General features: G+C 54.7%; 24 protein-coding genes. 11 read left to right on the top strand and 13 right to left on the bottom strand.

Translation table 11 applies throughout. The features are described from left to right. Positions 1-56: 56 nt before the first annotated feature. The 5 genes from fabZ to OLX77_RS09235 all read right to left on the bottom strand — a co-directional run bounded on the left by fabZ (position 57) and on the right by OLX77_RS09235 (position 4,786). Positions 57-503 (bottom strand): 3-hydroxyacyl-ACP dehydratase FabZ, encoded by a 447-nt coding sequence (fabZ, locus tag OLX77_RS09255; protein ID WP_307633314.1) that lies wholly within the window; start codon positions 501-503, stop codon positions 57-59. Positions 504-573: 70 nt separating this feature from the next. Further along, a complete protein-coding gene (gene lpxD, locus OLX77_RS09250; RefSeq protein ID WP_307633313.1) occupies positions 574-1,647 on the bottom strand; it encodes a UDP-3-O-(3-hydroxymyristoyl)glucosamine N-acyltransferase in 1,074 nt (357 codons plus the stop codon). Positions 1,648-1,896: 249 nt separating this feature from the next. Beyond that, complete coding sequence (locus OLX77_RS09245) at positions 1,897-2,181, bottom strand: integration host factor subunit alpha (RefSeq protein ID WP_307633312.1); 285 nt, start codon at positions 2,179-2,181, stop codon at positions 1,897-1,899. A 50-nt stretch (positions 2,182-2,231) separates the two neighbouring features. Then, on the bottom strand, positions 2,232-3,524 hold the full coding sequence (eno, locus tag OLX77_RS09240) for a phosphopyruvate hydratase (RefSeq protein ID WP_307633311.1): 1,293 nt from the start codon (positions 3,522-3,524) through the stop codon (positions 2,232-2,234). A 50-nt stretch (positions 3,525-3,574) separates the two neighbouring features. After that, complete coding sequence (locus tag OLX77_RS09235; protein WP_307633310.1) at positions 3,575-4,786, bottom strand: type II secretion system F family protein; 1,212 nt, start codon at positions 4,784-4,786, stop codon at positions 3,575-3,577. Between the two features lie 321 nt (positions 4,787-5,107). On the opposite strand from OLX77_RS09235, the gene OLX77_RS09230 reads away from it, so the two are divergent. Beyond that, the gene (locus OLX77_RS09230; RefSeq protein ID WP_307633309.1) at positions 5,108-5,374 is read left to right on the top strand and encodes a PxxKW family cysteine-rich protein; all 267 of its coding nucleotides are present in this window, start codon (positions 5,108-5,110) and stop codon (positions 5,372-5,374) included. Positions 5,375-5,460: 86 nt separating this feature from the next. On the opposite strand, the gene OLX77_RS09225 is transcribed toward OLX77_RS09230, so the two are convergent. Beyond that, the gene (locus OLX77_RS09225; protein WP_307633308.1) at positions 5,461-6,012 is read right to left on the bottom strand and encodes a hypothetical protein; all 552 of its coding nucleotides are present in this window, start codon (positions 6,010-6,012) and stop codon (positions 5,461-5,463) included. A 193-nt stretch (positions 6,013-6,205) separates the two neighbouring features. On the opposite strand from OLX77_RS09225, the gene OLX77_RS09220 reads away from it, so the two are divergent. The 3 genes from OLX77_RS09220 (at position 6,206) to OLX77_RS09210 (ending at position 10,452) form a co-directional block, all read left to right on the top strand. Continuing rightward, positions 6,206-7,012 carry a CbbQ/NirQ/NorQ/GpvN family protein gene (locus OLX77_RS09220; protein ID WP_307633307.1) on the top strand — a complete coding sequence of 269 codons (807 nt, stop codon included), beginning with the start codon at positions 6,206-6,208 and terminating at the stop codon, positions 7,010-7,012. 7 nt (positions 7,013-7,019) lie between these two features. Next, on the top strand, positions 7,020-9,365 hold the full coding sequence (locus tag OLX77_RS09215) for a nitric oxide reductase activation protein NorD (protein ID WP_307633306.1): 2,346 nt from the start codon (positions 7,020-7,022) through the stop codon (positions 9,363-9,365). A 292-nt stretch (positions 9,366-9,657) separates the two neighbouring features. Continuing rightward, positions 9,658-10,452 carry a hypothetical protein gene (locus OLX77_RS09210; protein ID WP_307633305.1) on the top strand — a complete coding sequence of 265 codons (795 nt, stop codon included), beginning with the start codon at positions 9,658-9,660 and terminating at the stop codon, positions 10,450-10,452. Between the two features lie 429 nt (positions 10,453-10,881). On the opposite strand, the gene OLX77_RS09205 is transcribed toward OLX77_RS09210, so the two are convergent. The 3 genes from OLX77_RS09205 to OLX77_RS09195 form a co-directional block, all read right to left on the bottom strand. Continuing rightward, entirely contained in the window at positions 10,882-11,598 is a 717-nt protein-coding gene (locus OLX77_RS09205; protein ID WP_307633304.1) for a Bax inhibitor-1/YccA family protein, read from the bottom strand. A 76-nt stretch (positions 11,599-11,674) separates the two neighbouring features. Beyond that, a complete protein-coding gene (locus OLX77_RS09200) occupies positions 11,675-12,757 on the bottom strand; it encodes an AI-2E family transporter (RefSeq protein WP_307633303.1) in 1,083 nt (360 codons plus the stop codon). 31 nt (positions 12,758-12,788) lie between these two features. Beyond that, positions 12,789-13,547 carry an MBL fold metallo-hydrolase gene (locus OLX77_RS09195; protein WP_307633302.1) on the bottom strand — a complete coding sequence of 253 codons (759 nt, stop codon included), beginning with the start codon at positions 13,545-13,547 and terminating at the stop codon, positions 12,789-12,791. A 96-nt stretch (positions 13,548-13,643) separates the two neighbouring features. Here OLX77_RS09195 and OLX77_RS09190 point away from each other — a divergent pair, with 96 nt between their 5' ends. The 6 genes from OLX77_RS09190 (at position 13,644) to OLX77_RS09165 (ending at position 22,411) form a co-directional block, all read left to right on the top strand. After that, positions 13,644-14,042: a thioredoxin family protein gene (locus tag OLX77_RS09190; RefSeq protein WP_307633301.1), complete on the top strand. Its 399-nt coding sequence runs from the start codon at positions 13,644-13,646 to the stop codon at positions 14,040-14,042. Positions 14,043-14,214: 172 nt separating this feature from the next. Then, positions 14,215-18,210, top strand: a complete 3,996-nt coding sequence (locus OLX77_RS09185; RefSeq protein ID WP_307633300.1) for a DEAD/DEAH box helicase — start codon at positions 14,215-14,217, stop codon at positions 18,208-18,210. A gap of 12 nt (positions 18,211-18,222) precedes the next feature. Continuing rightward, the gene (gene mutY / locus OLX77_RS09180) at positions 18,223-19,296 is read left to right on the top strand and encodes an A/G-specific adenine glycosylase (RefSeq protein WP_307633299.1); all 1,074 of its coding nucleotides are present in this window, start codon (positions 18,223-18,225) and stop codon (positions 19,294-19,296) included. A gap of 106 nt (positions 19,297-19,402) precedes the next feature. Continuing rightward, on the top strand, positions 19,403-20,185 hold the full coding sequence (locus OLX77_RS09175; RefSeq protein ID WP_307633298.1) for a GGDEF domain-containing protein: 783 nt from the start codon (positions 19,403-19,405) through the stop codon (positions 20,183-20,185). A 140-nt stretch (positions 20,186-20,325) separates the two neighbouring features. Beyond that, positions 20,326-21,582, top strand: a complete 1,257-nt coding sequence (locus OLX77_RS09170) for a diguanylate cyclase (RefSeq protein WP_307633297.1) — start codon at positions 20,326-20,328, stop codon at positions 21,580-21,582. Positions 21,583-21,685: 103 nt separating this feature from the next. After that, entirely contained in the window at positions 21,686-22,411 is a 726-nt protein-coding gene (locus tag OLX77_RS09165) for a PilZ domain-containing protein (RefSeq protein WP_307633296.1), read from the top strand. An 8-nt stretch (positions 22,412-22,419) separates the two neighbouring features. Here the strand turns inward: OLX77_RS09165 and OLX77_RS09160 are convergent, their stop codons facing one another. From OLX77_RS09160 to OLX77_RS09150, 3 genes are all read right to left on the bottom strand, one after another. Next, on the bottom strand, positions 22,420-23,499 hold the full coding sequence (locus tag OLX77_RS09160; protein ID WP_307633295.1) for a two-component system sensor histidine kinase NtrB: 1,080 nt from the start codon (positions 23,497-23,499) through the stop codon (positions 22,420-22,422). A 118-nt stretch (positions 23,500-23,617) separates the two neighbouring features. Then, a complete protein-coding gene (locus OLX77_RS09155) occupies positions 23,618-23,833 on the bottom strand; it encodes a hypothetical protein (protein WP_307633294.1) in 216 nt (71 codons plus the stop codon). Between the two features lie 37 nt (positions 23,834-23,870). Next, on the bottom strand, positions 23,871-24,866 hold the full coding sequence (locus OLX77_RS09150) for a diguanylate cyclase domain-containing protein (RefSeq protein ID WP_307633293.1): 996 nt from the start codon (positions 24,864-24,866) through the stop codon (positions 23,871-23,873). A 153-nt stretch (positions 24,867-25,019) separates the two neighbouring features. Between OLX77_RS09150 and OLX77_RS09145 the strand changes: the two genes are divergently transcribed. Further along, positions 25,020-25,508, top strand: coding sequence for an NUDIX hydrolase (locus tag OLX77_RS09145; protein ID WP_307633292.1), 489 nt, complete (start codon positions 25,020-25,022; stop codon positions 25,506-25,508). A gap of 37 nt (positions 25,509-25,545) precedes the next feature. Here OLX77_RS09145 and OLX77_RS09140 read toward each other — a convergent pair whose 3' ends face one another. Then, a complete protein-coding gene (locus OLX77_RS09140; RefSeq protein ID WP_307633291.1) occupies positions 25,546-25,944 on the bottom strand; it encodes a hypothetical protein in 399 nt (132 codons plus the stop codon). Between the last annotated feature and the right edge of the window lie 67 nt (positions 25,945-26,011).

The following is a 26,011-nucleotide window of genomic DNA, read 5'->3' as shown; positions in this document are numbered from 1 at the left end:
CTTGGGTTTGATTAGGGAGGAGATCACAATCGAAAATGATGCGAGAGGGAAACGGTTCAAGCAAAAGTAGCCATGAGCTCCGCTTCGGCCACGAGCTTGCCATCGACATAGGCCTTGCCGTCCATCTTCCAGAATCTGGACTTCCGCTTGTTAACCGACAGTTCGTAATGGAGCTGATCGCCGGGCACAACCTTTTGCCGGAATTTCACCCCGTCAAGCCCGGCAAAATAAACGAGTTTACTGGCAACGCCATCGGGGTCCGTGACATAGGCAAGGATCGCGCCTACCTGGGCCATGCCCTCGAGGATCAAGACCCCGGGCATCACCGGCTGCGCGGGAAAATGGCCCTGAAAAAAATTCTCATTCATGGTCACATTTTTATAGCCCCGGATGGACTCACCAAGGTGCATTTCAAGAATTCGATCCACCATCAAAAAGGGATACCGGTGCGGCAATATTTTCAGTATTTCCATAATATCAAGCTGTTGCAGATCAATACTCATCCCATTCTCCTCTCTTTTCACTGAGCCGACGCGGCCAAGCCATATTTTCCCCAGCAATCAGTCCGGCTATTCACGCATCGTTGCCGGGGCTGTCATCTCTGCCCGGGGTCATTGCCCGGGACAGCTCGGCAACCTTCTTTTTCAACTCCCGCATCTCCCGCACCATATCCGGGAGTTTCGCATAGGCAGCACTGGCACGCAGCCAATTCTTATGGGGAATCGCCGGAATACCGGCCACAATGGAGCCAGGCTCCAGATTGTTATGCACCCCGGATTTGGCCGCAATCATTACTCGGTCCCCAAGATGGATATGCCCGCCGAGACCGACCTGCCCACCGATGACTACATTGTTGCCGGTGGTCGTACTGCCTGCCATGCCCACCTGGGCAACAAGCAATGCGTCCTCGCCAATCACCACATTATGCCCCAACTGCACGAGGTTATCAATCTTTGTTCCTCGCTTGACCCAGGTTCTGCCGAAGGTAGCCCGGTCAATACAGGTATTGGCCCCAATCTCAACATCGTCATCAATCTGAACCACACCAACCTGCGGCCGTTTAAGGTGATGCCCGTTTCCATCGGTGGCATAGCCAAAGCCGTCACTGCCGATCACCGCACCGCTGTGGATAATAACCCGGTTCCCGATCCGGCAGCCACGGCCAATGGTTACATTGGCGTACAGCACCACATCGTCCCCGATAACCGCGTCATCGTAGACAACCACCCCGGGGTGCAGGGTAACCCGCTGCCCAAGATGGACCCGGTTGCCAATAAAAACCAAGGGACTGATGGCAACCTCGGCGGGGATATGACAATCATCGCCGACAACCGCCCGAGCATCGACACCGGTGGCAACAAACGGCTCTTCGACAAACAGGGCATGGATGCGGGCCACGGCCAGATAAGGGTTTTTTACTCGAATCGCCGATCCGCTGATCTCGGTGACCGCGAGAGGAACAATAATCGCCGAACCCTTGCATTCGTCAAGCCGAGCCCCGCGCTTAAGATCTGCGACAAAGGTTATCTCGCCCTCGCCAGCACTGTCAAAATCCGCAACGCCGGAAATGAGCAGCTCAGGATCACCGACCAATTCTCCCTGAACCAATACAACCAGTTCCGCAAGACGTATCTTCTTCCCAGCCATAGCCTCTCCCTCTCGCTCTCTGTCGGATGGACTGCAACATCCCGAAGCATAAGAAAAAAAGTTCACCGTGTTCACAAGCAACTGCGACATTAAAACACCACGGTCGACAGCAGCAAAGCGGCGCAAGGAACCGCAACAGTGTTACCGGCTCCTAAAAAAAAAGACGGGTTGCTTCCTTGCTGGCAAGGGAAACACAACCCGTCTTGATAAACGTGTCAGCGTTGAAAATACACGGCCGGCTATACGCCGCTATTCTCCGTTGATTCTGGAACGCAGAAGGCCGGACGGCTTAAAGGTTACAACCTTTCTGGCATCAAGAATCAACTCATCACCTGTCTGAGGATTTCTCCCCCGCCGGGCATTTTTCTTTTTCACGTTAAACTTGCCGAAACCACTGATCAAGAGATCCTCCCCGGTATTCAGGCATTTTTTGGCAATGCGCAGAAAGGCCTCAACGGCCTCGGCAGCCTGAGCCTTGGTGAAGTTGTGATTTTGGTAAACCTTTTGGACGAGATCCGCCTTTGTCAGGGTCATGGGGCACCCTCCTTTATTGGCCTATAACATGTTCAACCAACTGATAATTGTCAAGAAATATATTTCAACGCACCCTTGCCGGCATACCTGCCTGCGGCCCCAAGTTCGTCCTCAATCCGCAGCAGCTGATTGTATTTGGCGACCCGATCGGTACGGGAAGGCGCCCCGGTTTTGATCTGTCCGGTGTTCAAGGCCACACTGAGATCGGCAATGGTGGTGTCCTCTGTCTCGCCGGAGCGATGGGAGATAATCGAGGTATATCCTGCCCGGTGCGCCATTTCCACGGCATCCAGGGTTTCCGTGACCGTCCCGATCTGGTTGAGTTTGATCAGAATGGAGTTGGCCACCTCTTCCTTGATACCCTTGGCCAAGATCTTGGTATTGGTAACAAAGATATCGTCCCCCACCAGTTGCACCTTACCCGCCAGTTTTTTGCTGAGCTTTTTCCACCCCGCCCAGTCGGCCTCGGCCAGTCCGTCTTCGATGGAGACCAGGGGATACTTTTTCACCCAACTTTCATAAAAGGCGATCAATTCATCCACGGATTTATTGGCTTTTTTCTCCGCGGCAAGCACATAACATTTCTTCTTCGGGTCATAAAGTTCGCTGGCCGCAACATCAAGGGCGATGAAAATATCCTTACCCGGTTTGTAGCCGGCCTTGACAATGGCCTCCAGCAAAAATTCCATAGCCTCCTCGTTGGAACGAAGATTGGGAGCAAAACCGCCCTCATCGCCCACGGCGGTCTGCAGCCCAGCTTTTTTCAGAACAGCCTTAAGGCTGTGAAAGGTTTCAACCCCCATACGCAGTGCCTCGGAAAAAGAACTGGCCCCCGCCGGCATGACCATGAATTCCTGGATATCCACATTGTTGTCGGCGTGCGCCCCACCGTTCAACACATTCATCATCGGCACGGGCAGTACCTTGCCATTCACCCCGCCCAAATAGGTATAGAGGGGCAGCCCGACCTCCTCGGCCGAGGCCTTGGCCACCGCCATGGAAACCCCGAGGATGGCGTTGGCACCCAGATTTTTCTTGTTCTCGGTGCCGTCGAGCAGCAACATGGCCTGATCGACAATCACCTGCTGGGTGGAATCAAGACCAATGATACCGGGACCGATCTTTTCGTTCACATTGGCCACCGCCGTGAGCACCCCCTTGCCGAGATACCGTTTCTTCTTCGTGTCGCGAAGCTCCAAGGCCTCACGGGTGCCGGTGGAGGCGCCGGATGGCACCAGAGCCCGCCCGACCACCCCGGAGTCAAGAAACACCTCAACTTCAACCGTAGGGTTGCCCCGTGAATCCAGAACCTCTCGCCCCAACACACCGATAATCTCTCCCATTGCTTCCTCCAAATCTTATTAAAAAACCGATACAGGATATACCCTGAAAATCAACCGCCAACAGCCCCGGCCATACTGAAGATGGGCAGGTACATGGCAATAACCAATCCGCCGATCATGCCGCCCAGAAAAACCATCATCAACGGTTCAATTGCCGCAGTCAGATTCTCAACGGCCTGGTCGACCTCTTCATCATAAAAATCAGCAATCTTGGTCAGCATGACATCAAGGGCGCCGGTGGCTTCACCGACATTGATCATCTGCACCACCATTCCCGGAAACACCCCCGTCTCTTCAAGAGGCTCGGCAATGGCCCGTCCTTCGCTGATACTGTCCGTTACCCGAAACACCGCCATTTCAATAATCTTGTTCCCGGCGGTTCTTGCGACAACATTTAAGGATTCCAGGATAGGCACACCGCTTTGCAGCATGGTGCCAAGGGTCCGGGTAAACTTGGCCACCGCCACCCTGCGCAAAAGTGGTCCGATAATGGGCATATTCAACAGCATTCGGTCCATCTCAATACGACCCTTCTCCGTTTTGTAGATCTTTTTCACCAAAAACACCGCGCCAAACATCGCCCCGATGATAAGAAGAAAATTCTTTTGGGCAAACGCACTCATATCAACAACCATCTGAGTCGGCGCTGGCAAAGCGCCGCCAAAATCCGCAAACATCTTCTCAAAAACCGGAACAACAAAAACAAGCATCACGGCCATGACCACAAAGGAAATGCAGATACAGATAACAGGATAGGTCATGGCGCCCTTGACCTTTTTCTTGAGCGCCATGTTTTTTTCCATGAAAGATGCCAGCCGGTTCAAGATGGTATCCAGGATACCGCCGACCTCACCGGCCTCAACCATGTTACAGTACAGAGTATCAAAACAGCTGGGATGCTTCTTCATGGCATCGGCAAAGGTGGTGCCGGTCTCGACATCCGATCTGATTGCCCGCAACACCTTCTTGAAGGTGGGATTTTCCATCTGCTCCCCGAGAATCTCCAGACTTTGCACCAAAGGCAACCCTGCGTCGATCATGGTGGATAACTGGCGGGTAAAGATAACCACATCCTTGCCGGTCACCTTCGGTTTTAAAAACTCAATATTTTCAAACATGTCCTTGGGGGCTTCTTTGAGCATGGACACTGTTATCCGCATCTTTTTCAGATGCGATTGTGCCATGGCCTCATTGGGCATCTCTATCTTGCCCTTGCGTTTTTCCCCATAGGAGTTGACCCCCTTCCAGATATAAAACGGCATATCCCTTTCCCTCTCTTGTAAGAAATTAAACCGCCACCTCTCTCTTATATCGTAAGATTTTCTCAAAAACAATAGATAGATAGCGTTTATTTACACCTAAAAATCCCCTTTGTTCTCTATTTTTCATCAAGAGAACCCATCTCGTGCTCGTGCTTCCTGCTGCTTTTTTTATTGACACACCAGGTGGGATACTTTAAATAAGCTGATTCATTACTGAGATGTTGCCTTGGTTTGCGGCACCATCCTGACTACCCCCAACCAACAGCACCCCGACCAGGGATGAACGCGATTCCCGATATGGGTTTCATTCGGAGGATGACAATGGCAAAAGCGGCTCCCAAAGATATGACCAGCAAATACACCACTGGCAAGTTTCAGCAGATCATCGACAAATGTGAAGGTTGCGAGCGCATGGTTGAGGTCGAGTCAGCAAAATATTGCTCAACCTACACTATGCCGGAAGCCAAATGGCGTCTGGGGCTTTGCAATTTTGCAACCCATGTGAAACATGAGATCAGCGTCTCCACCCTCAAGATCAACCCCTTGAAGGCATCAAAACGCGCAGCCACGGCTGGCAAAAAGAAATAACTTTCTTTCATTACAAAACTTAAAAGGCCTTTCCGTATCCGGAAAGGCCTTTTTTTGTGGATTGCGCAGAAGCAAATAGAGTGCAATTACAGTATTGCTTTGGGATACAGAGCACTCAACAACTTCTCGTCCTCCTTGATCTCCTTGAATCGCTCATAGGCCTCCTGAAAATGGGCGGGCCTTTCCGCATTTTCCGCCACCCTCGCCGCCGCCTGAGCCAAAAGTTCTTCGGAGCAGTCATACACCGCCTGAAAAACCTTATCTACCACCAACTGCGGCGCTTTTTCATAGGGCGGGGGCACCTTGCTGATGGCGACAACCGCCTGAAAAACCGTGGGCTCGGCAATACATCGGAAAAGATCTGGCACGTCATAGATATCAGCAGCCCCCAACATTTTCTCAATCCCGCTGCCGTTCAATGAGTGCAGCAGACCGCGCACCCTTGCCAGATTTCCTTCCCCGTCCGGCGCCATAAACAGCTTGATGTATGGGGTAATTTCATTGGGAGTCAGAACCCCTTTCCTAAAAGCAGATTCAAGCCAGCGCAATTGCATCTCCGGACTTCTGGCCACAAATGGCAGGTATTTCTCATACCATTTCCGTTTTTTCACTACCGTTTCCCCTGCTCCTGTGACCATATTTCCCGTCCTACCCCAACTCAGAAAAAAAAAGAATCTTTGTTTGATTCCCCATGGGGATATCACGAGTGTATTTGTCATTCCTACCCTTGCCGGCTGCCAGCGGCAAGTTATTTTGTCCTGACGCCGGATTTTCATTTGCTTGCAGCGCGAACCGTCCTTATTCTTTTTTTTATCAAGGAGGAACAGAACGATGAAACACATCGCTATGACAGAGCATATGATTACCGAAAAACCATTCTACCTGGAACAGGCGAATGAACTGCTCATCGCCAAGACCGCATACCATAACCGTCTGCCGATACTGCTAAAAGGCCCTACCGGCTGCGGCAAAACCCGGTTCATGCAACGACTGGCCTGGGAACTTGCGCGCCCGCTCATCACCGTTTCCTGCCATGACGATCTTTCCACCAGTGACCTTGTCGGTCGTTTTCTCATCAAGGGTGGAGAAGCGGTCTGGATGGATGGCCCCCTCACCACGGCTATACGGGCCGGCGCCATCTGCTATCTTGACGAAATCGTGGAAGCCCGGAAAGACACCACCGTGGTCATCCATCCCCTTGCCGATGACCGCCGGGAACTGCCCATTGAGAAACTCGGGGAAACCCTCAGCGCACCGCCTGAATTCATGCTGGCCATCTCGTATAACCCTGGCTACCAGAGTGTGCTCAAGGACCTCAAGCAGTCCACCCGGCAGCGTTTCGTTTCCTTTGAATTCAACTACCCAACGCCGGAGCTTGAGGCAAGTATTGTCCAAGAAGAATCCGGCATCGAGCACCAGCTTGCCTTGAAACTTGTCCGGTTGGCCGCCATGACCAGAAGCCTGAAAGACTCAGGCCTGCAGGAGGGGGCCAGCACCCGGCTCTTGATCCATGCCGGGAAACTCATCAAAAGCAACATCCCCCCGCGCACTGCCTGCAAGGCCGCGATCACGGAAACCCTGACCGATGACCACGAAATGCTGGCAGCCCTCGAGGAGATGTCTAACTCTCTCTTTTGAAGCCAAGGTGATTGTTCTGGACACACACGGACTCACACTCAGGTTTGCCCAAGCGGTCCTGCCGGATATTCTGAACGACTGGGAAATCGAAGAGATTATTGAGCCCTTACACGGCCTGCCCGATGGAGCGCTGAACGAAATCTTCCGGCAGATTACCGTTATCTGGCCGGTGAGCCATGCCCTGTGCAACAACTTTCTCCATGCGGTCCCGCATGCCTTGACCTGCCTGCCCCACTCCCAGCTTAGCGATTGGGCCAAGGCCATTCTCGCTGCCTATGAGTCCGGAGGACTCCATCAGGCCAGGCCGCTCCTGGAGCGGGTGGAGGAAACATTTCTTTGCACGGTTCGCGGCGAAACCGGCATCAGCTTTCCCGAGATTACCGGCAGGTTGCAGCCCTATGCAACCGGACTGGCCGGACACCCTCTCGAACTGCTCACAGGAGCCGAGTTATACACGGACACCGCATCAATCTATCTCCCCCCCAGAATCGCCGTTTTTCCGAAGCGGAGCGACAATTTCCTGCTTTACAAACTCATGGTCTCCTTTCAATGGGCGTTTACCGCCATTGGCACCTTTTCGCTCCATCTTCCAGAGTCCCGCCCGGAGATATCCTCCGCGCCTCAACAGTACCATACCGGCTTGCCCCCACTTGAAAGCCTGAGCGAGTTCCTCAATCGCTTCCCGGCCCCGCCCCTTGCCTCCCATCTTTTTCACCTTGGCGAGACAGCCCGGGCCACCGCCTTTCTCGCAAAGAGACTTCCCGGGCTTATGCGGGAAAGCGGGCCCCTCTTCCAGGCCCTTGCCCAAAAAATCCCCCTCACCGCCGGATGCTCCACGGAAGAGCTGCAAAGAACCATTCTCCACCATGCCGCCCAACAGAGCCACGCCCCCTCACTTGCTGCGCCACCAGCCATAACCGACCTTTTTAGCGCCTTATTCCAAGAGGACACGACCAGCCGCGACTCCGCTTTTTTTGTCAGCAACGCCTATGACGCGTTCTATGCCCAGGCAGAAAAGCCCTGCCTGCCCATCATCTTTCAGGGAATACTGCGGCCGGCAGAGGTGATGGCGGCCAAGCAGAAGAAAAGAGCGGCAGCCAAGGAGCAATTCGTCGCGGCACTTGCCGCCATCATTGCGGCACAGACGAACCAAGACATCCCTGCCGAAAACGAGGGGAACGAGGTGCCGGACACTGTTTTTCCCGAGCTTGATGGCCAGAACGCAGCGATCATCCTGCCTGAGAAAACAGGAAAAGCAACGATGGAGAGCGAGCGGCAAGGAGAGGAAACCCTTGACTTCATCACCATCAACGATAGCCACATCGAACTCCCCGACGAACTCAGGAAAATGGCCAGGGAAATCGTCGATGATCTCGGCCAGATCCCGAGCCAGTACATCTCGAGCGCCATGCAGTCGGCGGGCAAGGCGCTGGCCCAGGGAAACTCCCCCCCTCCGCAAGAGGGTGATCCGCTCAGCGGGACAGACCTCTTCATCTATGACGAATGGGACTACCGACGCTCCGGATTCCGCAAAAACTGGTGCTCTCTTCTTGTCAAAAAAATTATCCCGGTCACGGGCACCTTTGTCGGCAACACCCTGGAGAAGTACCGAGGCCACCTGGCCCAGCTCAAACGACAGTTCGAAATGATGCGGAATCAGGAACGCTTTGTCCGACGCCAGAAAGACGGGGACGAAATCGATATTGACGCCCTCATCGAAACCCTTGCCGACATCAAGGCAGGCCTTTCCCCCTCGGAGGAACTTTTTATCCGGCTCTGCCGCGACAAACGCAACATCAGCGTCCTCTTCCTCGTCGACATGTCCTCCTCGACCGAAGGCTGGGTGAATACCGCCATCAAAGAATCATTGATCCTGATGTGCGAAGCCCTTCAAGTCTTGGGGGACACTTACGGCATCTACGGATTCTCCGGCATGCGCCGTACGCGCTCCGAACTCTTTCAGATCAAGGATCTTGCCGAACCCTACAGTGAAGAGGTGAAGGGAAGGATCGCCGCCATCGCTCCCCAGGAATATACCCGGATGGGACCGCCCATCAGGCATCTCACCACTCTCCTCGCCAAGGACGACGCCAGAATCCGACTCCTTATCACCCTTTCCGATGGCAAGCCCGAGGATTATGATGACTACAAAGGGGATTACGCCATTGAAGATACCCGCCATGCCTTAATTGAAGCCAAGGCGCAGGGGGTGCATCCATTCTGCATCACCATTGACAAACAGGCGCACGCCTATCTCCCCCACATGTACGGGGAGGTGAATTATATCTGCATCGACGAGGTCAAGAAACTCCCCAGCCGCATTCCCGAGATCTACCGTGGGCTTACCTCCTGACAAACCTACATTTTCACTGGCTCTACTGATAAGCCTCCGGCCGGCAACCTCCCGATTTTTATTTGACCTCGCAACCTCCCTGCGATAGACTTAAATTTTCTTGGCGTTCCCTTGCCGCAACATATCCTGGTAGCGAGACAACATGAGCCAACCGAATAAGCCTGGTGCCCCCAAAAAAGCTGTTTCCCCACTCAGCATCACCATTATAATCCTTGCGGTTCTCGGTCTTTCCGCCGGCTGGTATTTCTTCAGGGGACCGGAGCAAACACCTCCCCCTAAGCCCGCAGCGCCAATGACTGATCTGCCTTCCACCACAGCAGTCACGCCCCCGGCCACCCCACCCGTTGCTGAGCCCCATACAACCAAAGACACGCCTTCGAACCAGACGCAGGGACCGACTGAGCCCCAGACGAACACTGCCTCCGCCTGTGAACAGACAGAGGAAGAAATCGCCTCGTTTTTCAGTTCCCTGGATAATGCGGATTATATCGGCGCCCGACAGCTCAAGGACGGCAGCCAAAGGTATTTCACCCTGCGCATCGACAAACTCATGGCTAAACCGCCGGTGGTCGCAAGGGAGCGGGAAAGCCTCACTTCCATTCTCCGCAACACCGCCCACCTCTACCGCGTCCTTGGAAAAAATGATGTCGCGCTCATCAAGGAAATTCTCACCCAGGAAAACGATTCGGTGGAATCCGCCATGGCCCTGTTCTATCGCTGGTCTGAGCTTGCTCCCAAATGCGAGCCTTCCAAGACCGCGATTCGCCTACCCCTCCGCGGGCTCTACGAATATGCGGGCTTTTTTCTCAACACCCTTGGCGGGCAGTCCTATCTGTACCGGCGGGATTCTCGGGTGCGGCTGCTGGGAAAATATTATTCGATCCTGGTCCTTGACCGGGCCAACGACGCCTCCCTGAACCGCCACGGCATCGACATCAGACCCTCGGTGGATTCCCTGCTCGACGAGATGAAAAACACCTCCAACCTCACCGGACGGGACACCTATCTGGCCCGCCTCATCCTGCTGCGGGACAAATACCTTGCCCGGTACGGAGCGAAGAACGCCGCGACTGTCTCCACACAATAAACCTGTTCTTTTTTTGGCGAAGCGCATAAAAAAATCCGGCGCGGAACTCTCCGGCCGGATTTTTTTGTCTTCCCGAGGTCAGGAAAGTGTGATTATGAAAACAACTGCAAAAAGCTGAGGCAGCCGCCCCCGGGTTTCTTGGGGGCTGTCTCCCCGGTCTGACTCGCGCAACCCACGGCGCCCATAAATACTGCCACGCATACCAGCACGGTGGCTATTTTCACCCCGCGCGACCATATATTTGTTCCATTCCGCATAAATATTCTCCTCTCGGGTAAAAGTAATTTCCTTCTTGTTCTGTGCAAGCCCAAGCCACAGGCAATCGGATTATTAATGTACCGCAGAACGGGGGAGAGATTCAAATCGAAAAAAAAAGCGATTGTCGCCCCGGACAATCGCTTTTTCCTATCGCAGGATGCAACGCCGGAGTTAGCGGCGATCTCCCAGGAACCTCAACAGCATGAGAAAGAGATTCACGAAATCAAGATACAGGGCCAAAGCCCCCATGATTGCACCCTTCTGGATCGCCGCCTGACCGTTTTCCATGATCCCGCCGGAACCGATCCGGGTGATTTTCTGTACGTCATAGGCGGTGAGGCCGGTAAAAACAATCACGCCGATGGCGGACACCACCCAGGAAACCATGGAACTGCCGAGAAAGATATTCACCACCGAGGCGATGATCATCCCCACCAGTCCCATGAAGAGAAAGGACCCCATGCTGGTAAGATCTTTTTTGGTCACCGTGCCGTAGACCGCCATGGTAACGAACATCCCGCCCGCGACAAAGAAAGTGGTGGCAACAGAAGCGCCAGTATAGAGGAGGAGGATGGCGGAAATGGTCGCCCCGTTCAAGATGGAATAGCCGAGAAAAAGATTGGTCGCCATGCGGGCCGACATCTGTTCGATCCTGGCGGAGAGATAGATTACCATGCCAAGTTCCCCGAAAATCAAGCCGTAAAACACGATCTTGTTCCCGAGAATGGCCTGCTGCAGGGCCGGAGTACTGGCGACCACCAAGGCGGTAACCCCGGTAAGAGCCAGGCCAATGGCCATCCAATTGAAAACCTTGGCCAGGAAAAGGGTTGCCGCCTGGGAGCGGGACTGATCAATAACCATTGTTCTGCCATTGTCACTGCTGTACATAATTTCTCCTTGCTCTAAAAATTGAAAGTTCGAGACAGACGTTTAAAACGTTTAAGCATTCTCCCCCAAAAAGTCATTATTCCGCGCTGATCATTTTCGCCAGGGGCATGGACGGATCATACTCTTCCATGGCGATATTAAACGCCGCGGTTAAGGGAACCGCCAGCAGCATGCCGACCCCGCCCCACATCCAGCCCCAGAAAATAAGGGCGAAGAGTACCACCAGGGGACTGAGATTAAGACCACGTCCCATGATCTTTGGTTCCAGATAATTTCCCACGACAAAATGAATGGCGACAAGGACGCTGGCCGCGAGTAGGGCGAAGCCTGGGGAGCCGGACTGGAACAGGGCCATAAGCACCGGAGGGACCGTGGCGAGGAGCGCCCCGACATTGGGTATAAAGTTCAACAGGAAAGCAAGAACCCCCCAAAGCAACGCGAACTGGACACCAAACAACCAAAGCGCCAGAGAGGTAAGCACCCCGGCAAGGAGACTGATCAAGGTTTTCAGGCCAAGATACTCTTCGATTGACTGACTGATCCTCCCCCCGACCTTGATGATCTTTTCAGCGCGCCTCTGGCCAAAGGCATTGTGCAGCCGATTTTCCATGCCATCCCTTTCGGCCAACATAAAAATAAGGAACAGCACCACCCAAACAAGATTGCCGATAAACTGAAAAAAAGAACCGCCGGCAGCATGAAGAAACGAACCCAACGGCTCCATCTTCTTCCCATCCATATTGCCGACAAAAGCATCCAGAATCTCCTTTCCCTGCTCGGCGGTTACCCCATACGATTGCAATTCAATGGCGGCATACTCGGACAGCTTCTGCGTAAAGACAGGGAGCTGACCGACAAACTCCATGATATTCGCCTGCAACAACCCGCCAACCCAGTACAATGCATCAAGGATGAAAGAAACGACCAGCAGGATGCGAAGCCAGCCGGGCACCCCAAACCGCCGAAGAAACTCCATGGGCATGCCCACCGCAAAAAAAACGAGAACCGCCACACTCAGGGGAATAAAAATAAAAGAAAGGGTTTTCACGATGAGGGTAACCAGCACCACGATCACCAGCCAGGCAGCAATCTCCTGGGGGCCATACCTTCGCACTGCAGCCTTCTGCGCTTCCGGCTCCATCTGTTCCATCTGCTCCATTTACCCACTCCTGATTGTATCCATCCCGATATTACAACACTAAGGTCTCACCCGCTTCCGGCAGCAACACCGCCAACACTTCTCCCTGTGGACACAGCTTCCGCAGTTTTTCCGCCGCCCCTTCCCGCTCAAGACGCCCGATATGCACCAGCGCCAGCTTAAGACAGCCGGCCTGCCTGGCAAGAGCAAGGCTCCCGGCAACGCTCCCATGCCCGGGAGTCTCCCCGGAAACACGGTACGTCTCCTGAATAATTAAATCACATCCCCGCGCCAAGTCAGCCACCGGGCCGGTACACCGGCCGTCACCACTGTACAACAATGACTTCCCTTCGCTTGTCAGCCTGACGGCAAGGCAAGGCTGGGAGTGGTCCATTGCCGCGGTCTGCCAGGCAAAGCCTGCCGCCGTAAAAGAGTCCCCCTCGGCTACCACCAGATATTGCACGGCATAACGCAATTTTCTACCAAATCCAGGATACGCCAAGTCAAGGGCCATTTCAACTTTCTCCTGCAAGCCAGAGGGCCCGACAAGCAGCAGCGGACGGGTCCGCCCCATCTCCCAAAAGCGAAGGAGCAGCAAGGGAACCCCGAAAAAATGATCGCCGTGAAAATGCGAAATCCACAGGGCCTCAAGCTGCTCCGGATCGGAACAATCTTTAAAATATCGATGGGGGGTGGTAAATCCGCAGTCAAGTAGGATATAATGATTTTTGCTCCCGCTTAAAACCAGAAGCGAGGTGTTACAGTGTTCCGGGTCACAGGCTTCGCCAACCCCCAAGAAATGGACTTTCATGCACAGCGACCTTTTTATTCTTTTATCTCACTTGATCGACAGCATACCATGAATACCCTGATTGTTGCATGTCCAAGCTGCAAGAGCAAAAATAAAATGATGGCCAGCAAACAACACCGCAAGCCGCGTTGCGGCAAGTGCCAGACCCCGCTTCCCATGGCCGCTTACGCCACGCCGGTTGAACTTACCGATCAGGAGGCTGCGCAGGTGATCGCCGAGGCGGACCTGCCCATGCTCCTCGACTTCTATTCGCCGAGTTGCGGTCCCTGCCGGATGCTGGCTCCGGTTATTGAAAAACTGGCGCAGCAATTTTTCGGACGAGCGATCATCGCCAAGATCGACACCAGCACAAACCATCTCAGCGCCGGACGATACGGAATCCGAGGGGTCCCAACCCTTCTTTTCCTTAAAAACGGCCAGGTTGTCGACCAGATTGTCGGGGCCTTGCCCGAGGGCGCTCTTATCGCCAAACTCGACAATTTCCTCCGAACCTAGGACGTACCCATTGCCATTACACATCTCGCAAAAAGTTCAGAACCCATTTTGGAACATATACCAATCCCTGCCAGCCAAAGCCCGTTTCGCCTTGCAGGCTTGCGCTCTGGCCGGAGAACCACTTCGGAAAACCGCCCTGACTGCCTGCCTCTTCCCCTCGGCTCCAAGGCAAATGTGGCCGACGGCCACCGAAGAAGAACTCCTGGCCGCCCTCGCTGAACTCGCAGAGGCAAATCTCTTAAAAAAAGGGGTCTGCTCCGCAGAGATGGCCGAAATCGTGGCGCGGGATTGCCGGAAACAGAAATACTTCCCGAGACTTGCCTCCGCCATCCAACATGCCTGGCCAACCCCACGCCCGGAAGAAAACCCCGACCCGGACACCCTGTGGCATCGCGTCCTGCGCGATCTTCGCCTTGCGCTCCTTGCTGGGGACGAAACCGAATATACTCACAATCTCCTTACCCTTCTTGAACTCCAGGAGACATTCCCCGAGCGTTTCCAGGAAAACCCTCTGGTCACGCTCTGTGGCAACTCTTTTGACCCGCTCTGGTTTGCCGGACTCCCCCTGCATATCCAACTCTACGCCCTGCACCAAATATTTCTCAGCGGACTGCTCCACCTGACGGAAATCATCCTGCCTCTCGAATACTTGCAAGACAAGCGGTTCCTCAAGGGACTTCCCGCCAAGAACCGTGAGCCATTCTCTTACCTGCTCACCTCCCATCTGCTTATCCGGGGAGAAACCCGGGCAGCCTCCACCTGGCTCAAGGCAAGCCAGCAACAGCTCCCGCCGTTGGGCATACAGGGTTGGCAACAGTTGCTGGCCGGAGATACCACGGCAGCGATTCACTGCTACGAAGAAGATCTCGCCAAGATCAGAAAGGCCAACCAGAACGCACAGGCTTATTTTACCGGAGTCGAGGGGCTCTTCTACTTGATGGCCCTGCTGCAAAATGGGGATTACACCGCGCACCAGCAGATCCGGGACATTATTAGCGACCTTGAGGCTATTCAACCCCACAACCCTTTTCTGCCCTCCTACTTCCTTCTCCTCGCCCTGGTGGAAGCCAAGGAAAACCGCCTTGATCTGGCCCGCGACCGACTCACCGCCGTGAGCATCCTGCCCAAACCGCACAGCATCACCACACTTTTTCTGGGCCTGGTCACTTACTGGATTGAAGGAAGGCCCAGCCCGGTCTGCCTCCCTTACCTCAAGGCCTACCAGAAAAAAGCCGCGGCCCATGGCTATCTGTGGCTTGCCTGCGAATATGCTTCCCTGTTGCGTCTGGCCGGAGAAAAATCAACTCCCCCGGCCATCACGCCCGAACCTCCGGAAGTCTGTTCGCTTGTCACGGCCATTACCCCGGAAGAGCAATGGCAACGCGCCCTGCGTGCCCTCAATTTCAGCTCGGCTCCAGCCCTGAACCTCCCCCCGCCCACGACCTCCTCGCGACTGGCCTGGATGATTGATTACCGCAGCCAGGATGGCCTCATCTCCCTGGCGCCGAAGATTCAGAATCTTACCGCCCGTGGCCAATGGACCAAGGGCAGATCGGTGGCACTCAGAAAGCTGTATCGCAAAAACAAACCTTCCTATTTAAGCCCGCAGGATCTTCTCGCGTGTGAAACCATTACGGAAAGCAAAGACAGCCGGGGCGTTTTTTTCCGCTTTACCATGCCCGATGCCCTGGTGGTCCTCATCGGTCACCCCCATGCCTTCCTTGCCGACTCGCCCAAAACCCCGGTTGAGATTCTGCAGGGCGAACCGGAGTTGCGGGTTGATCAGCAGGGCGAATCACTGCTGATCCAGTTCTCGCCATGGCCCGACAATACCGACGCAATAGTCCTCCGGGAAACCCCGGCCCGTTTCAAAATTTACCCCATCACCATGGACCATCGCCGGGTGGCGGAGATTATCGGGCCCAATGGTTTGAGTGTTCCCTTGGGCGGCAAGGACGAACTTTTTGCCACCTTGGGCAACATCTCTTCCTTCATGACCGTCCACTCAACCATCGAAGGCAAATCCGTGGGAGTTGCCGAGGTGCAGCCGGATTCGCGCATCCACATGCAGCTCCTGCCTTACGGCCCGGGGTTCAGACTGGCCATGCTCGTCAGACCGTTACAACCGGACGGCCCGTACCAAAGGCCGGGAGAAGGGCCCAAAACCATCATCGCCCATAGCGGCGGCAAACGGACGCAGACAAAGCGCGACCTGGAACTGGAAGAAAAAAACGGACGCCTTGTCGAAGAATCCTGCCCCATGCTGGCAAAGGGGACGGATCTTGAGCGGGAATGGTTGTTACAGGACCCGGAAGAATGCCTGCAGCTCCTCCTAGAGCTGCAAAGCCTGCCGGATAATGTCATCATAGAATGGCCCGAAGGGGAACGGCTGACGGTGAGCCCGCCGGCTGAGCTCAACCAATTTCTCCTCACCGTAAAAGAACGCAACAATTGGTTTGAGATGAGCGGAACCTTGAAGCTCAACGAATCCCTGGTGCTCGACATGCGCACCCTGCTCGAACTGGCCCAGACAAACAGCAGCCGCTTCATCCCCTTGGGGCATGGCCATTTCCTCTCCCTGTCCCGGGAGCTGCGCAAACGGCTGGACGAAATCGCCGCCTTTGCCGAACTCAAGAAAAGCACGGTCCGCTTGCACCCTCTTGCCGCCCTGGCCCTGGAGGATTTCACCAACGGGGTGGGAGAACTCCACACGGACGAGCGGTGGCAAGAGCAGCAGAACCGTCTCAAAGAGGCCCAGGAGTACGAGCCCAAGATACCATCCACCTTCAAGGCCGTACTGCGCGATTATCAGCTGGAAGGGTTCAACTGGTTGGCCCGCTTGGCCAACTGGGGGGTGGGCGCCTGCCTGGCGGACGACATGGGGCTTGGCAAAACCGTTCAGGCCCTGGCCCTGGCCCTTGACCGCGCGGTGCAGGGGCCGACCCTGGTGGTGGCCCCTACCTCGGTGTGCCCCAATTGGGAAGAGGAGGCAAACCGCTTTGCCCCGACCTTCAGGGTGGTTCTTTTTGGCGGACGCCAGCGGAAAAAAATGCTCTCGGAACTTGGCCCCTTCGATCTGCTCATCTGCAGCTACGGCCTGCTCCAGCAAGAATCCGCACTCCTTGCCACCCAGAACTGGGAAACCATCATCCTGGACGAGGCCCAGGCCATCAAGAATTTCATCACCAAACGCTCGCGGGCTGCCATGCTGCTGCAAGGCCGATTCAAGATGGTCACCACCGGCACCCCCATTGAAAATCACCTCACCGAGCTCTGGAACCTGTTTCAATTCATCAACCCAGGGCTCCTCGGCTCCCTGAATCAATTCAACCAGCGCTTTGCCATCCCCATTGAACGGGGCAACGACCCGGAGGCCCGGAAAAAACTCAAGAAACTGATCAGCCCCTTTATCCTGCGCCGCCTCAAATCACAGGTTCTCGAGGAGTTGCCCGAACGCACCGAGATCCTCCTGCAGGTGGAGATGGAAGAAAGGGAGGCCGCGCTCTATACCGCCCTCCGGCAGCGGGCCCTGGAAAACCTGCGCCAGACAGGCGGACCGCCGGGGAAACGCTCGCTGCAGATTCTGGCCGAGATCATGAAACTGCGCCGGGCCTGCTGCAACCCGCGCCTGGTACTGCCGGATACGGACATCCCCAGCTCCAAGCTCACCCTCTTTGCCAAGCTTGTCGACGAATTGCGGGAAAATGGCCACAAGGCCCTGGTCTTCAGCCAGTTTGTCGATCATTTAAGCCTTGTCCGGGAGCATCTCGACAAAGAAGGGATTTCCTACAGATATCTGGACGGCAGCACCCCCTCCAAGGAGCGCCAGCGCCAGGTCCAGGAATTTCAAGCGGGCAATGGCGACCTGTTTTTGATCAGTCTCAAGGCCGGCGGGGTTGGCCTCAACCTCACTGCCGCCGACTACGTGATCCACATGGATCCCTGGTGGAATCCCGCCGTGGAAGATCAGGCCTCGGACCGGGCCCATCGCATCGGCCAGAAACACCCGGTAACCATTTACCGCCTGGTGGCAAAAAACAGCATCGAGGAAAAAATCGTCCATCTCCACCATGAAAAAAGAGCCTTGGCGGACAGCCTGCTGGAAGGAACCGATATCAGCCACGCCATGAATCCCGCAGACCTCTTGCGTCTGTTGAAGGAAGCTTGAACAGGTTTGACCATGCCGCCGCTTACCCTCCAGGATGGACTGCTCCACTGGTTCGCCAATAATGGCCGCGACCTTCCCTGGCGCCGCACCTACCTCCCGTACCACATTTGGATTTCAGAGATCATGTTGCAGCAGACCCAGATGGATCGGGTCGTTGTCTACTTCAACCGCTGGCTCGAATCTTTCCCCGACATTGCCAGCCTGGCAAAGGCCAAGGAAGAGGAGGTCCTCCGTTTGTGGGAAGGGTTGGGCTATTACTCCCGAGCCAAAAATATCCTCAAGACAGCCGGGCTGCTCAGCGGCAACCATGGTGGCGGACTGCCGGAAGACCATACCGCCCTGCTTCAGCTTCCCGGTATTGGCCGCTACACCGCCGGGGCCATCATGAGTCTGGCCTTCAACCGAAACCACCCCATCGTGGACGCCAATGTGGAACGCCTTTTCTCGCGGCTCTTCAATCTGGCGGCTCCGGTCAAGGAAAAGCAGACCCACGCTTTCATCTGGCAGATGGCAGCCAAGCTTATCCCCAAGGGCAAGGCACGTTTTTTCAACCAAGCCCTCATGGAGCTTGGCGCCTTGATCTGTCAACCCCGTTCCCCCCGCTGCGATCTTTGTCCGCTTCGCGACCACTGCGAAGCCTTTGCCATGGGTGTTGTGTCCGAGAGGCCGGTTACCGGCAAACCAAAGGAGATCATCAAAATCAGTATGGCAACCGGCATACTCCACCACCAAGACAAGATCTACATCCAAAAACGTCTGGCCGATGATGTCTGGCCCAATCTCTGGGAATTTCCCGGCGGACGGATTAAAGAAGGGGAGACGCCGGAAGAGGCGCTGGTTCGCGAGTATTATGAAGAAACAGGCTTTACCATCCACCGCTTAGAAAAAATCGCCGCCATCCGACACAGCTTCACCAGATACCGGGTTACACTCCATTGTTATCATTGCCACCTACAAACCAGCAAGACAGAACCGATTCTCAAGGCCGCTCAGGAATACCGTTGGGCAGCCCCGGAGGAACTTGAAAATTTCGCTTTTCCCGCTCCCCATCGCAGCTTAATCAACCGCCTCGCTGGGGAATTATAAAAAACCGCAACCGCTGTACTTTCCTGTTCTTCCTTGCTACACTAAGATGCACAGCAAATTCAGCCGACGACAGGTTTTGAATCTTTCAGGAAACGGGAGAAAAAGCATGCGCCAACAGATGATCCGAGCCCTGATCTATCTGGCCATTATCCTGCTCATGGCCAACATCAGTCCGGTCATCGATTCTTTTCTGCACCCGGAAATCCCCTATTTTGACCCGGAACATCTCCTGGTGGGCGGGCTAACCGCGACCATCACCGCCCTCCTGCTCAGCCTGCTCATTTCCCACGCCAATCGCATGACCAAGGTCGCCCATGAGCTCAGCCTCCTCAACAAAACCCTCCGCGAACAGTCCAGCCGCGACAGCCTGACCGGGCTCTACAATCACCGGTACTTCCAAGAAATGCTCCGCCATGAATTCCTTCTCTCCCAACGGTACCGGACGGAGTTGTCCTGTATGATGCTCGACCTCGACCTTTTCAAGGAGGTCAACGATACCTGCGGCCACCCCTTCGGCGATCTGGTCCTGAAAGGCACTGCGGAACAGATCCTCCACGAGGCCCGCACCACAGATATCGTAGCCCGCTATGGTGGAGAAGAGTTTGCCATCCTCCTGCCCAACACCGACCTGGAAGGCGCCACCCGCATTGCCGAACGGATCCGCGCCCGAGCCCAAGAATATACCCATCAAGACAAGGGGCTTGCCATGCGGGTCACCATCAGTATTGGTCTGGCCTCGAACCGGGCCCACTCCCCGAAAAAGCCGGAAGAGCTGCTGACCTTTGCCGACCAAGCCCTGTATCGGGCCAAGGAAGCAGGCCGCAACAAGGTGACCGCTTACTCCGAGCTTCCCGCAGGCGAATCCTCCGGAAGCATACTGCCATCTTGACCGCAAATCCGACTTAAAGAGCAAGCCCATGCGATCCTCGACACGCTACAAGTTTGCGCTGTCCAGCTCCCTGACTGAGAAGAAAATACAGAGTACTCCTTATTGCCCCCCTGTCTCTTTCTCGGATATACAGACACACTATGCTCCCATCCAAATCAGATCATCGTGCCCATCTGAAACGGTTTGCCGTCAATATCAGCATGGTCATCCTGCTGTTTATTTCCGCACTTTTCACCGGTATCTACCTCAATCACCAGAAGGCCCTCGATCAAGAGCTCAAGGGGCGGGCGCAGGCGCTTTTCAACAGCATTATCATCACCCGGAAATGGAATGCCCTGCACGGCGGTGTCTTTGTCGAAAAAACACCGGGCATGGTGTCCAACCCCTACCTCCAGAGCCCCGATATCACCGCCAGTAACGGCAAGACCTATACCAAGAAAAACCCCGCCCTGATGACCCGGGAGATCTCGGAAATCGCCGACAAAGAAGGCGCGTTCCAGTTCCACATCACCAGCCTCAGGCCACTCAATCCCGGCAATGCGCCGGACACCTTTGAGCGCCAAGCGCTCCTGAGTTTTGCCCAAGGGAAATCCGAGACGATCCTCAAGGAAAAGAACGGGAACGCCACCTATTACAGGTATATGGCACCGCTCTTCGTTGAAGAATCATGCCTTTCCTGCCATGCTGACCAAGGATACCGAATTGGCGATGTCCGTGGCGGCATCAGCATCCGCTTCAATATTGAGAAGATGGAACGGGCCTTGGTGCTGAATAAATTGCTTCTTGCCCTGCTGTTCACGGTAACGCTTGCTTCTTTACTGGGAATCGTTTTCAGCCTGGTTGGCTCTCTCAAGAAAAAACTGGCTGCTGCGGAAGAAACTATCCGGGAGATGGCGACAACCGACGAACTGACCAAACTGAAAAACCGCCGTTTTCTGCTCAATCGGCTCGCAGAGGAAATCGAACGCGCCACCCGTTACCGCCATCCCCTTTCCTGTATCTTTTTTGATGCAGACCACTTCAAAGAAATAAATGACACGTATGGCCATGAAGCAGGCGATGAGGTCCTCAAAACCATCAGCACCACCGCGCAAGGGCAATGCCGCCTGACCGACATTCTTGGCCGTTACGGCGGGGAAGAATTTCTCATGATTTTACCGGAAACCGAACGAGAACAGGCGACCGCCCTGGCGGAGCGGTTGCGGCAAGCCATCGAGCACCAAACCAGCATTGCCGACCACCCGCAGATCCGGATCACTGCCACCTTTGGCGTGGCGTGCTACTCACCCGAGACCACCGTTCCCCAACCTGATCGGTCCGTTATTATCAACCAAGCCGATGCCGCAATGCTCGAAGCCAAGAAAGCCGGCCGAAACCGCGTTGGCATCGCACCCTGACTCCCTTCGTAAAAAAATACAGAGCCCCCCTTATTGCCTGCCTGTACCGTTCGGCGTAAGGTCTTTTGCATATTAATTCGTTCAAGGGACTCGTTCCGAGATCATGAAAAAAACACTCCCCGTTCCGGGCTGGCTCGATATTGGCGCAGATTATGAATCCTCCATCTCAAGCGAACTTATCGACCGAACCATCGCACGGCTCGTGGCCGGACATGTGCCGATCTTTCTTGCCGGCAAGGGGTATCAGTCCGGACCCGCCATCCTGATCGGCACCAACGATCAGGGGTTGCTCATCGATAAACCGCGCGACTGGCAATCTTGCCAAAAGATCCGTCTTAGTTTTAAAGACAAGGCAAAGCTTGCCAACCATTTTGATGTACACATCCTGTCTGAATCTGCGGACACCTTACAATCCTCCCTGCCTGGAGAGATTTTCCGCTTGCAGCGCCGGGCCCGTTACCGGGTCGATGTTCCCTCTGGCTGCCATGTTTCCTTTCGGAGCAACAACAATCTGCACACCGGCCTGACCCTGAAAAATATCAGCGCTACCGGCATGCTCTTTTTTTCCAAAAGACCGATGGTATTACCGCAAACCGACATCCAGGACATAGCTCTGTCAATTCCGGCCGGGGAAGGAAAAGATATTCTGACGGGTTGGCAACAGAAAAAAATTTCTCAAGGAGACATTGTCCGGACCTTCCATGACCGGCAGCTGGGCATGGTCTGTTACGGGGTTGCCTTCCGAAGCAAAGGCAGGGAAGAAGATGAATTGGCGCGGTACATCCGCGAGCGGGAACGCGAATTGATCCTCAAGGGGCTACCGGCCTGAATCGACCTTCAACCCTTGCTGCGACGGAAACCGATGGTGGCGACAGTGCCCTTGCCTTCCTCACTGTCCAACTGGAAGGAACAACCGGGGTGATCCTCGATAATCCTTTTGGAGATACAAAGGCCTAAGCCGGTCCCCTGTTCTTTGGTGGTGAAAAAAGGCAGGAATATCCTTTTCTTAATTTCCTCGGAAATCCCCTCCCCGGTGTCCGTGACCTCAACCTCCACCAGAAGCTCCTGCACCCTGGTGCTGACCACAATCTCTCCCCCCGGCGGTGTCGCTTCAATCCCATTCTTCACCAGGTTCAGGAGCACCTGCTTTATCTTCTCCCGGTCCACCTCGACGACAACATCGTCGCTGACCGCAAGCCGAATATCAATCCCCTTGCCGCCGGAATAAGAATGCGCCAGATCAACGACCTCGGCCAGCAGCTCATTGAGGGAGATGCCGGCAAGATTGAGTTGCGGGGGCCGATACAGTTCTTTTAGCCCGGCAAGGAGATGTTCCAGGCGGGTGACTTCATCAACGATGATGGTCAGCTTCGCCCGATCGTTCTCCACCGTTGCTTTTTTCAAGAGCTGCCGGGCAAACCCGCCAATCATAATGAGGGGATTTTTTATTTCATGATTGATCTCGGCGACTGTTTGCCCCAACGCGGCGAGCCGCTCGTTCTGAGCCAGACGGTCCTCCAGGATCTTGGTATCGGAGAGATCCCTGACCAGACCGGTAAAATAAAGCGCACCCTCGATATCCGCCACGGAAAAAGAGATGGTAGCAGGAAAGGTTTCGCCGTTTTTCCGGGCCACCACCAGTTCGGTCTCGTGCCCGATCAAGGTTGCCCGACCGGTTCGGATATATTTGGCCACGGCCAGCTCATGCCCTGCCCTACACATATCGGTCAGGATTTTACCCAGATCGTGGCCGACAATCTCCGCCCGCTCATACCCGAACATCCTCTCTGCCGCCCTGTTGAAAAAGATCACCGTGGAGTTTTCATCAATGGTGACAAAAGCCTCGTTGGTATTTTCAACCGCGTTCTTGAGAATGAGAAACTGCTTCTGCGTCTCTGCCGCCGTTTCCTCAGTCATATCCCCACCAGATCATGGACCATGAAACTTTTGTCCGATGCTGCCCCTACCGCATATTTAAACTTTGCCCAAAGAACAGGAGTACGGCTGAATCCCTGAGCCAGGTCTTCCTCAAAAATTATTCCTGTACCGTTATCCCTTTCTTCTTCAAATCGCTGACAACTTCCCTGATCTGTTTTTCATTACAATCATCAATCTGATACACGTTTTTCATCCCATCCAAGAAATAGATGGTCAACTGATCTCCACCACTCAACTCGGCGCTTCGAATGTGGCTCTTATCGAGCCAGGGTTTCAGTTCTTCCATAAAATCATTCAGGCTGCATTGTTTCATGTTCATCCTCCTCACTCACACCAACAGTTATTATGGATTACTGGCAATCAAAGGCCACCTTGATCCGGTTGCCCCCATCACCTTTGGCCAGATACAATGCTCCTTCCGCGGCAGCTATCAAACTCTGCACATCCGACCCGCGACAAGGCTCGGCGGTTGCCAGGCCGATACTCAGCGTCAGGGGTTCCCCGGGTGTTTCCGCTCCGGCATCCCTGCTGTTCAGGGTGGCCATATACTCCATGAACTCGAGAGCCACGGTCTGGGCGCCACCATTCGGGGTATTGGGTAAAATAGCGGCAAACTCCTCTCCGCCATAGCGAACCACGGTGTCCCCGGCCCGCTTGAGGACAGAGCTCAGGCCATCAGCCACCTTCCGCAGGCAGGCATCACCCTTCTCCCGGCCATGGGTTTCGTTAAACCGCTTAAAATCGTCCAGGTCCACGATGAAGAGCGAAAGAGGAACCGACTCCCGCCTGGCCCGATTCCATTCCCGGCCCAGGATTTCATCAAAATAACGACGGTTGCCCACCTCGGTCAGGCTGTCTCTCGGCACCATGTGCATCAAACGACGGTTCATCGTATCCAGCTGGCGGGTAAGCTCGACCAGCTCCTGTTCCCGCGCCTTGCGTCGATCGGTTTCATGCTTCAACTTAAGCGCGGCGCGCACCCTGGCCAGCAGCTCGAGTTCCTTGACCGGCTTGATGATATAATCGGTGGCGCCCATGGCGAACGCCTGGGCTAGGGCCTCATCATCATCTCGGACCGTGACCATGATCACCGGGATATCCCGCAGCCCATCCTGCGCCTTGATCCGTTTACAGGTCTCTATCCCGTCCATGCCCGGCATCATGACGTCCATGAGGATGAGATCGATTCTTTTCTCCTCCGCACCCGATGTCTCGGTTGTCGCCAGCATCTCCAGGGCTTCCTGCCCGCTTCTGAGACAATAAATATCCGCATACCCCTCCTGCTGGAGCATCTCCTCAAGCAGCATCAGGTTTACCGGAATATCATCAACAATAAGGATTGCCATTTTCGCCCCGATATTTTAAGGCAAGAGCTGTGGACTGTACCACGGCTCCGCACCTCTTTCCCTACATGGAATCATGGTATAGAATCATGCCTGATTTTGAAAGGGTGAAATATTTTTTCAATACTTCGCACTATTCCCGACAACAGGACGGACATGCCCTACACTCCCATCATCGGAACCCTTGGCTACATTCTTTCTCCAGACCGAACCCAGACCCTTCTTGTCCATCGCAATGCCCGTGCGGCGGATACCCACCTGGGCAAGTACAACGGCCTGGGCGGGAAAATGCACCCGGACGAGGATGTTCTCACCTGCCTCACCCGAGAAATCAAGGAAGAAGCGGGAATCGATTGTGAAGAAACCCTGCTGCGCGGAACCATCAACTGGACCGGTTTTGGTCCGCACGGGGAGGACTGGCTCGGGTTTATCTTCCGGATCGACCGCTTCCACGGCACACCCTTTACTGAAAATGAAGAAGGGGTGCTCGCCTGGCACCCCATTGCTCAACTGGATCTCCTGCCGATGTGGGAAGGGGACCGGTATTTCCTGCCTCTGGTTTTTGACTCCGACCCCCGCATCTTCCATGGCCATCTTCCATACAAAAACGGCCAGCCGCTGCGCTGGAACTTTACCAGGATCTAATTCTTATTGCTCCCGGACCGGGAGCAGCCAGGGCTTATCAGCCACAGCTTTTATTGGACCTGGGATCCCAGGTATCATATGCCTTGGTATACAGATAGTCGTTAATAACCACTAAATCTTCCGGGGATAACTTGGCCCAGGAGCCATCCTTGGCGCATGGCACATTTTTCTTGTAAAAGACCTTATTCCAGCCCTGCATGGTCCGCGAGTCTGTCTCCAGGAACGAGGCGCCCTTATCATTCCCCCTGTAGTGGCAACTTTTGCAACTACTTTGATACAACTTATACCCCGCCCAGGTATTTTTATACTCCATGGCTCGACTGGACTGGCTCTGCGGATCAAAACGGTAGGTTGTCTCTCCGGCAAATACCAGCCCCTGTGAGAGCAATGCCAAAAATACCGCCACTACGGCAACGACTGCGATCTTTTTTCCCATTATTTCACCTCCTGCCTTGGACTTAAACCGGACAACAGTCGATGCGCCTTGCGCATCGACTTACCCC

Origin of the sequence: Thiovibrio frasassiensis (assembly GCF_029607905.1) — a bacterium.
Classification (GTDB): Bacteria; Desulfobacterota; Desulfobulbia; order Desulfobulbales; family Desulfurivibrionaceae; genus Thiovibrio; species Thiovibrio frasassiensis.
This window is presented reverse-complemented; position numbering and strand designations above follow the sequence as displayed.

Coding starts and splice junctions, on each gene's coding strand:
- OLX77_RS09175 (WP_307633298.1), top strand. CDS start 19,403: ATGCGCCAACAGATGATCCGAGCCCTGATCTATCTGGCCATTATCCTG.
- OLX77_RS09195 (WP_307633302.1), bottom strand. CDS start 13,547: ATGAAAGTCCATTTCTTGGGGGTTGGCGAAGCCTGTGACCCGGAACAC.
- OLX77_RS09245 (WP_307633312.1), bottom strand. CDS start 2,181: ATGACCCTGACAAAGGCGGATCTCGTCCAAAAGGTTTACCAAAATCAC.
- OLX77_RS09155 (WP_307633294.1), bottom strand. CDS start 23,833: ATGAAACAATGCAGCCTGAATGATTTTATGGAAGAACTGAAACCCTGG.
- lpxD (WP_307633313.1), bottom strand. CDS start 1,647: ATGGCTGGGAAGAAGATACGTCTTGCGGAACTGGTTGTATTGGTTCAG.
- eno (WP_307633311.1), bottom strand. CDS start 3,524: ATGGGAGAGATTATCGGTGTGTTGGGGCGAGAGGTTCTGGATTCACGG.
- OLX77_RS09220 (WP_307633307.1), top strand. CDS start 6,206: ATGAAACACATCGCTATGACAGAGCATATGATTACCGAAAAACCATTC.
- mutY (WP_307633299.1), top strand. CDS start 18,223: ATGCCGCCGCTTACCCTCCAGGATGGACTGCTCCACTGGTTCGCCAAT.
- OLX77_RS09190 (WP_307633301.1), top strand. CDS start 13,644: ATGATGGCCAGCAAACAACACCGCAAGCCGCGTTGCGGCAAGTGCCAG.
- OLX77_RS09165 (WP_307633296.1), top strand. CDS start 21,686: ATGAAAAAAACACTCCCCGTTCCGGGCTGGCTCGATATTGGCGCAGAT.
- OLX77_RS09185 (WP_307633300.1), top strand. CDS start 14,215: ATGTGGCCGACGGCCACCGAAGAAGAACTCCTGGCCGCCCTCGCTGAA.
- OLX77_RS09145 (WP_307633292.1), top strand. CDS start 25,020: ATGCCCTACACTCCCATCATCGGAACCCTTGGCTACATTCTTTCTCCA.
- OLX77_RS09200 (WP_307633303.1), bottom strand. CDS start 12,757: ATGGAGCAGATGGAACAGATGGAGCCGGAAGCGCAGAAGGCTGCAGTG.
- fabZ (WP_307633314.1), bottom strand. CDS start 503: ATGAGTATTGATCTGCAACAGCTTGATATTATGGAAATACTGAAAATA.
- OLX77_RS09225 (WP_307633308.1), bottom strand. CDS start 6,012: ATGGTCACAGGAGCAGGGGAAACGGTAGTGAAAAAACGGAAATGGTAT.
- OLX77_RS09235 (WP_307633310.1), bottom strand. CDS start 4,786: ATGCCGTTTTATATCTGGAAGGGGGTCAACTCCTATGGGGAAAAACGC.
- OLX77_RS09230 (WP_307633309.1), top strand. CDS start 5,108: ATGGCAAAAGCGGCTCCCAAAGATATGACCAGCAAATACACCACTGGC.
- OLX77_RS09170 (WP_307633297.1), top strand. CDS start 20,326: ATGCTCCCATCCAAATCAGATCATCGTGCCCATCTGAAACGGTTTGCC.
- OLX77_RS09150 (WP_307633293.1), bottom strand. CDS start 24,866: ATGGCAATCCTTATTGTTGATGATATTCCGGTAAACCTGATGCTGCTT.
- OLX77_RS09160 (WP_307633295.1), bottom strand. CDS start 23,499: ATGACTGAGGAAACGGCGGCAGAGACGCAGAAGCAGTTTCTCATTCTC.
- OLX77_RS09210 (WP_307633305.1), top strand. CDS start 9,658: ATGACTGATCTGCCTTCCACCACAGCAGTCACGCCCCCGGCCACCCCA.
- OLX77_RS09140 (WP_307633291.1), bottom strand. CDS start 25,944: ATGGGAAAAAAGATCGCAGTCGTTGCCGTAGTGGCGGTATTTTTGGCA.
- OLX77_RS09205 (WP_307633304.1), bottom strand. CDS start 11,598: ATGTACAGCAGTGACAATGGCAGAACAATGGTTATTGATCAGTCCCGC.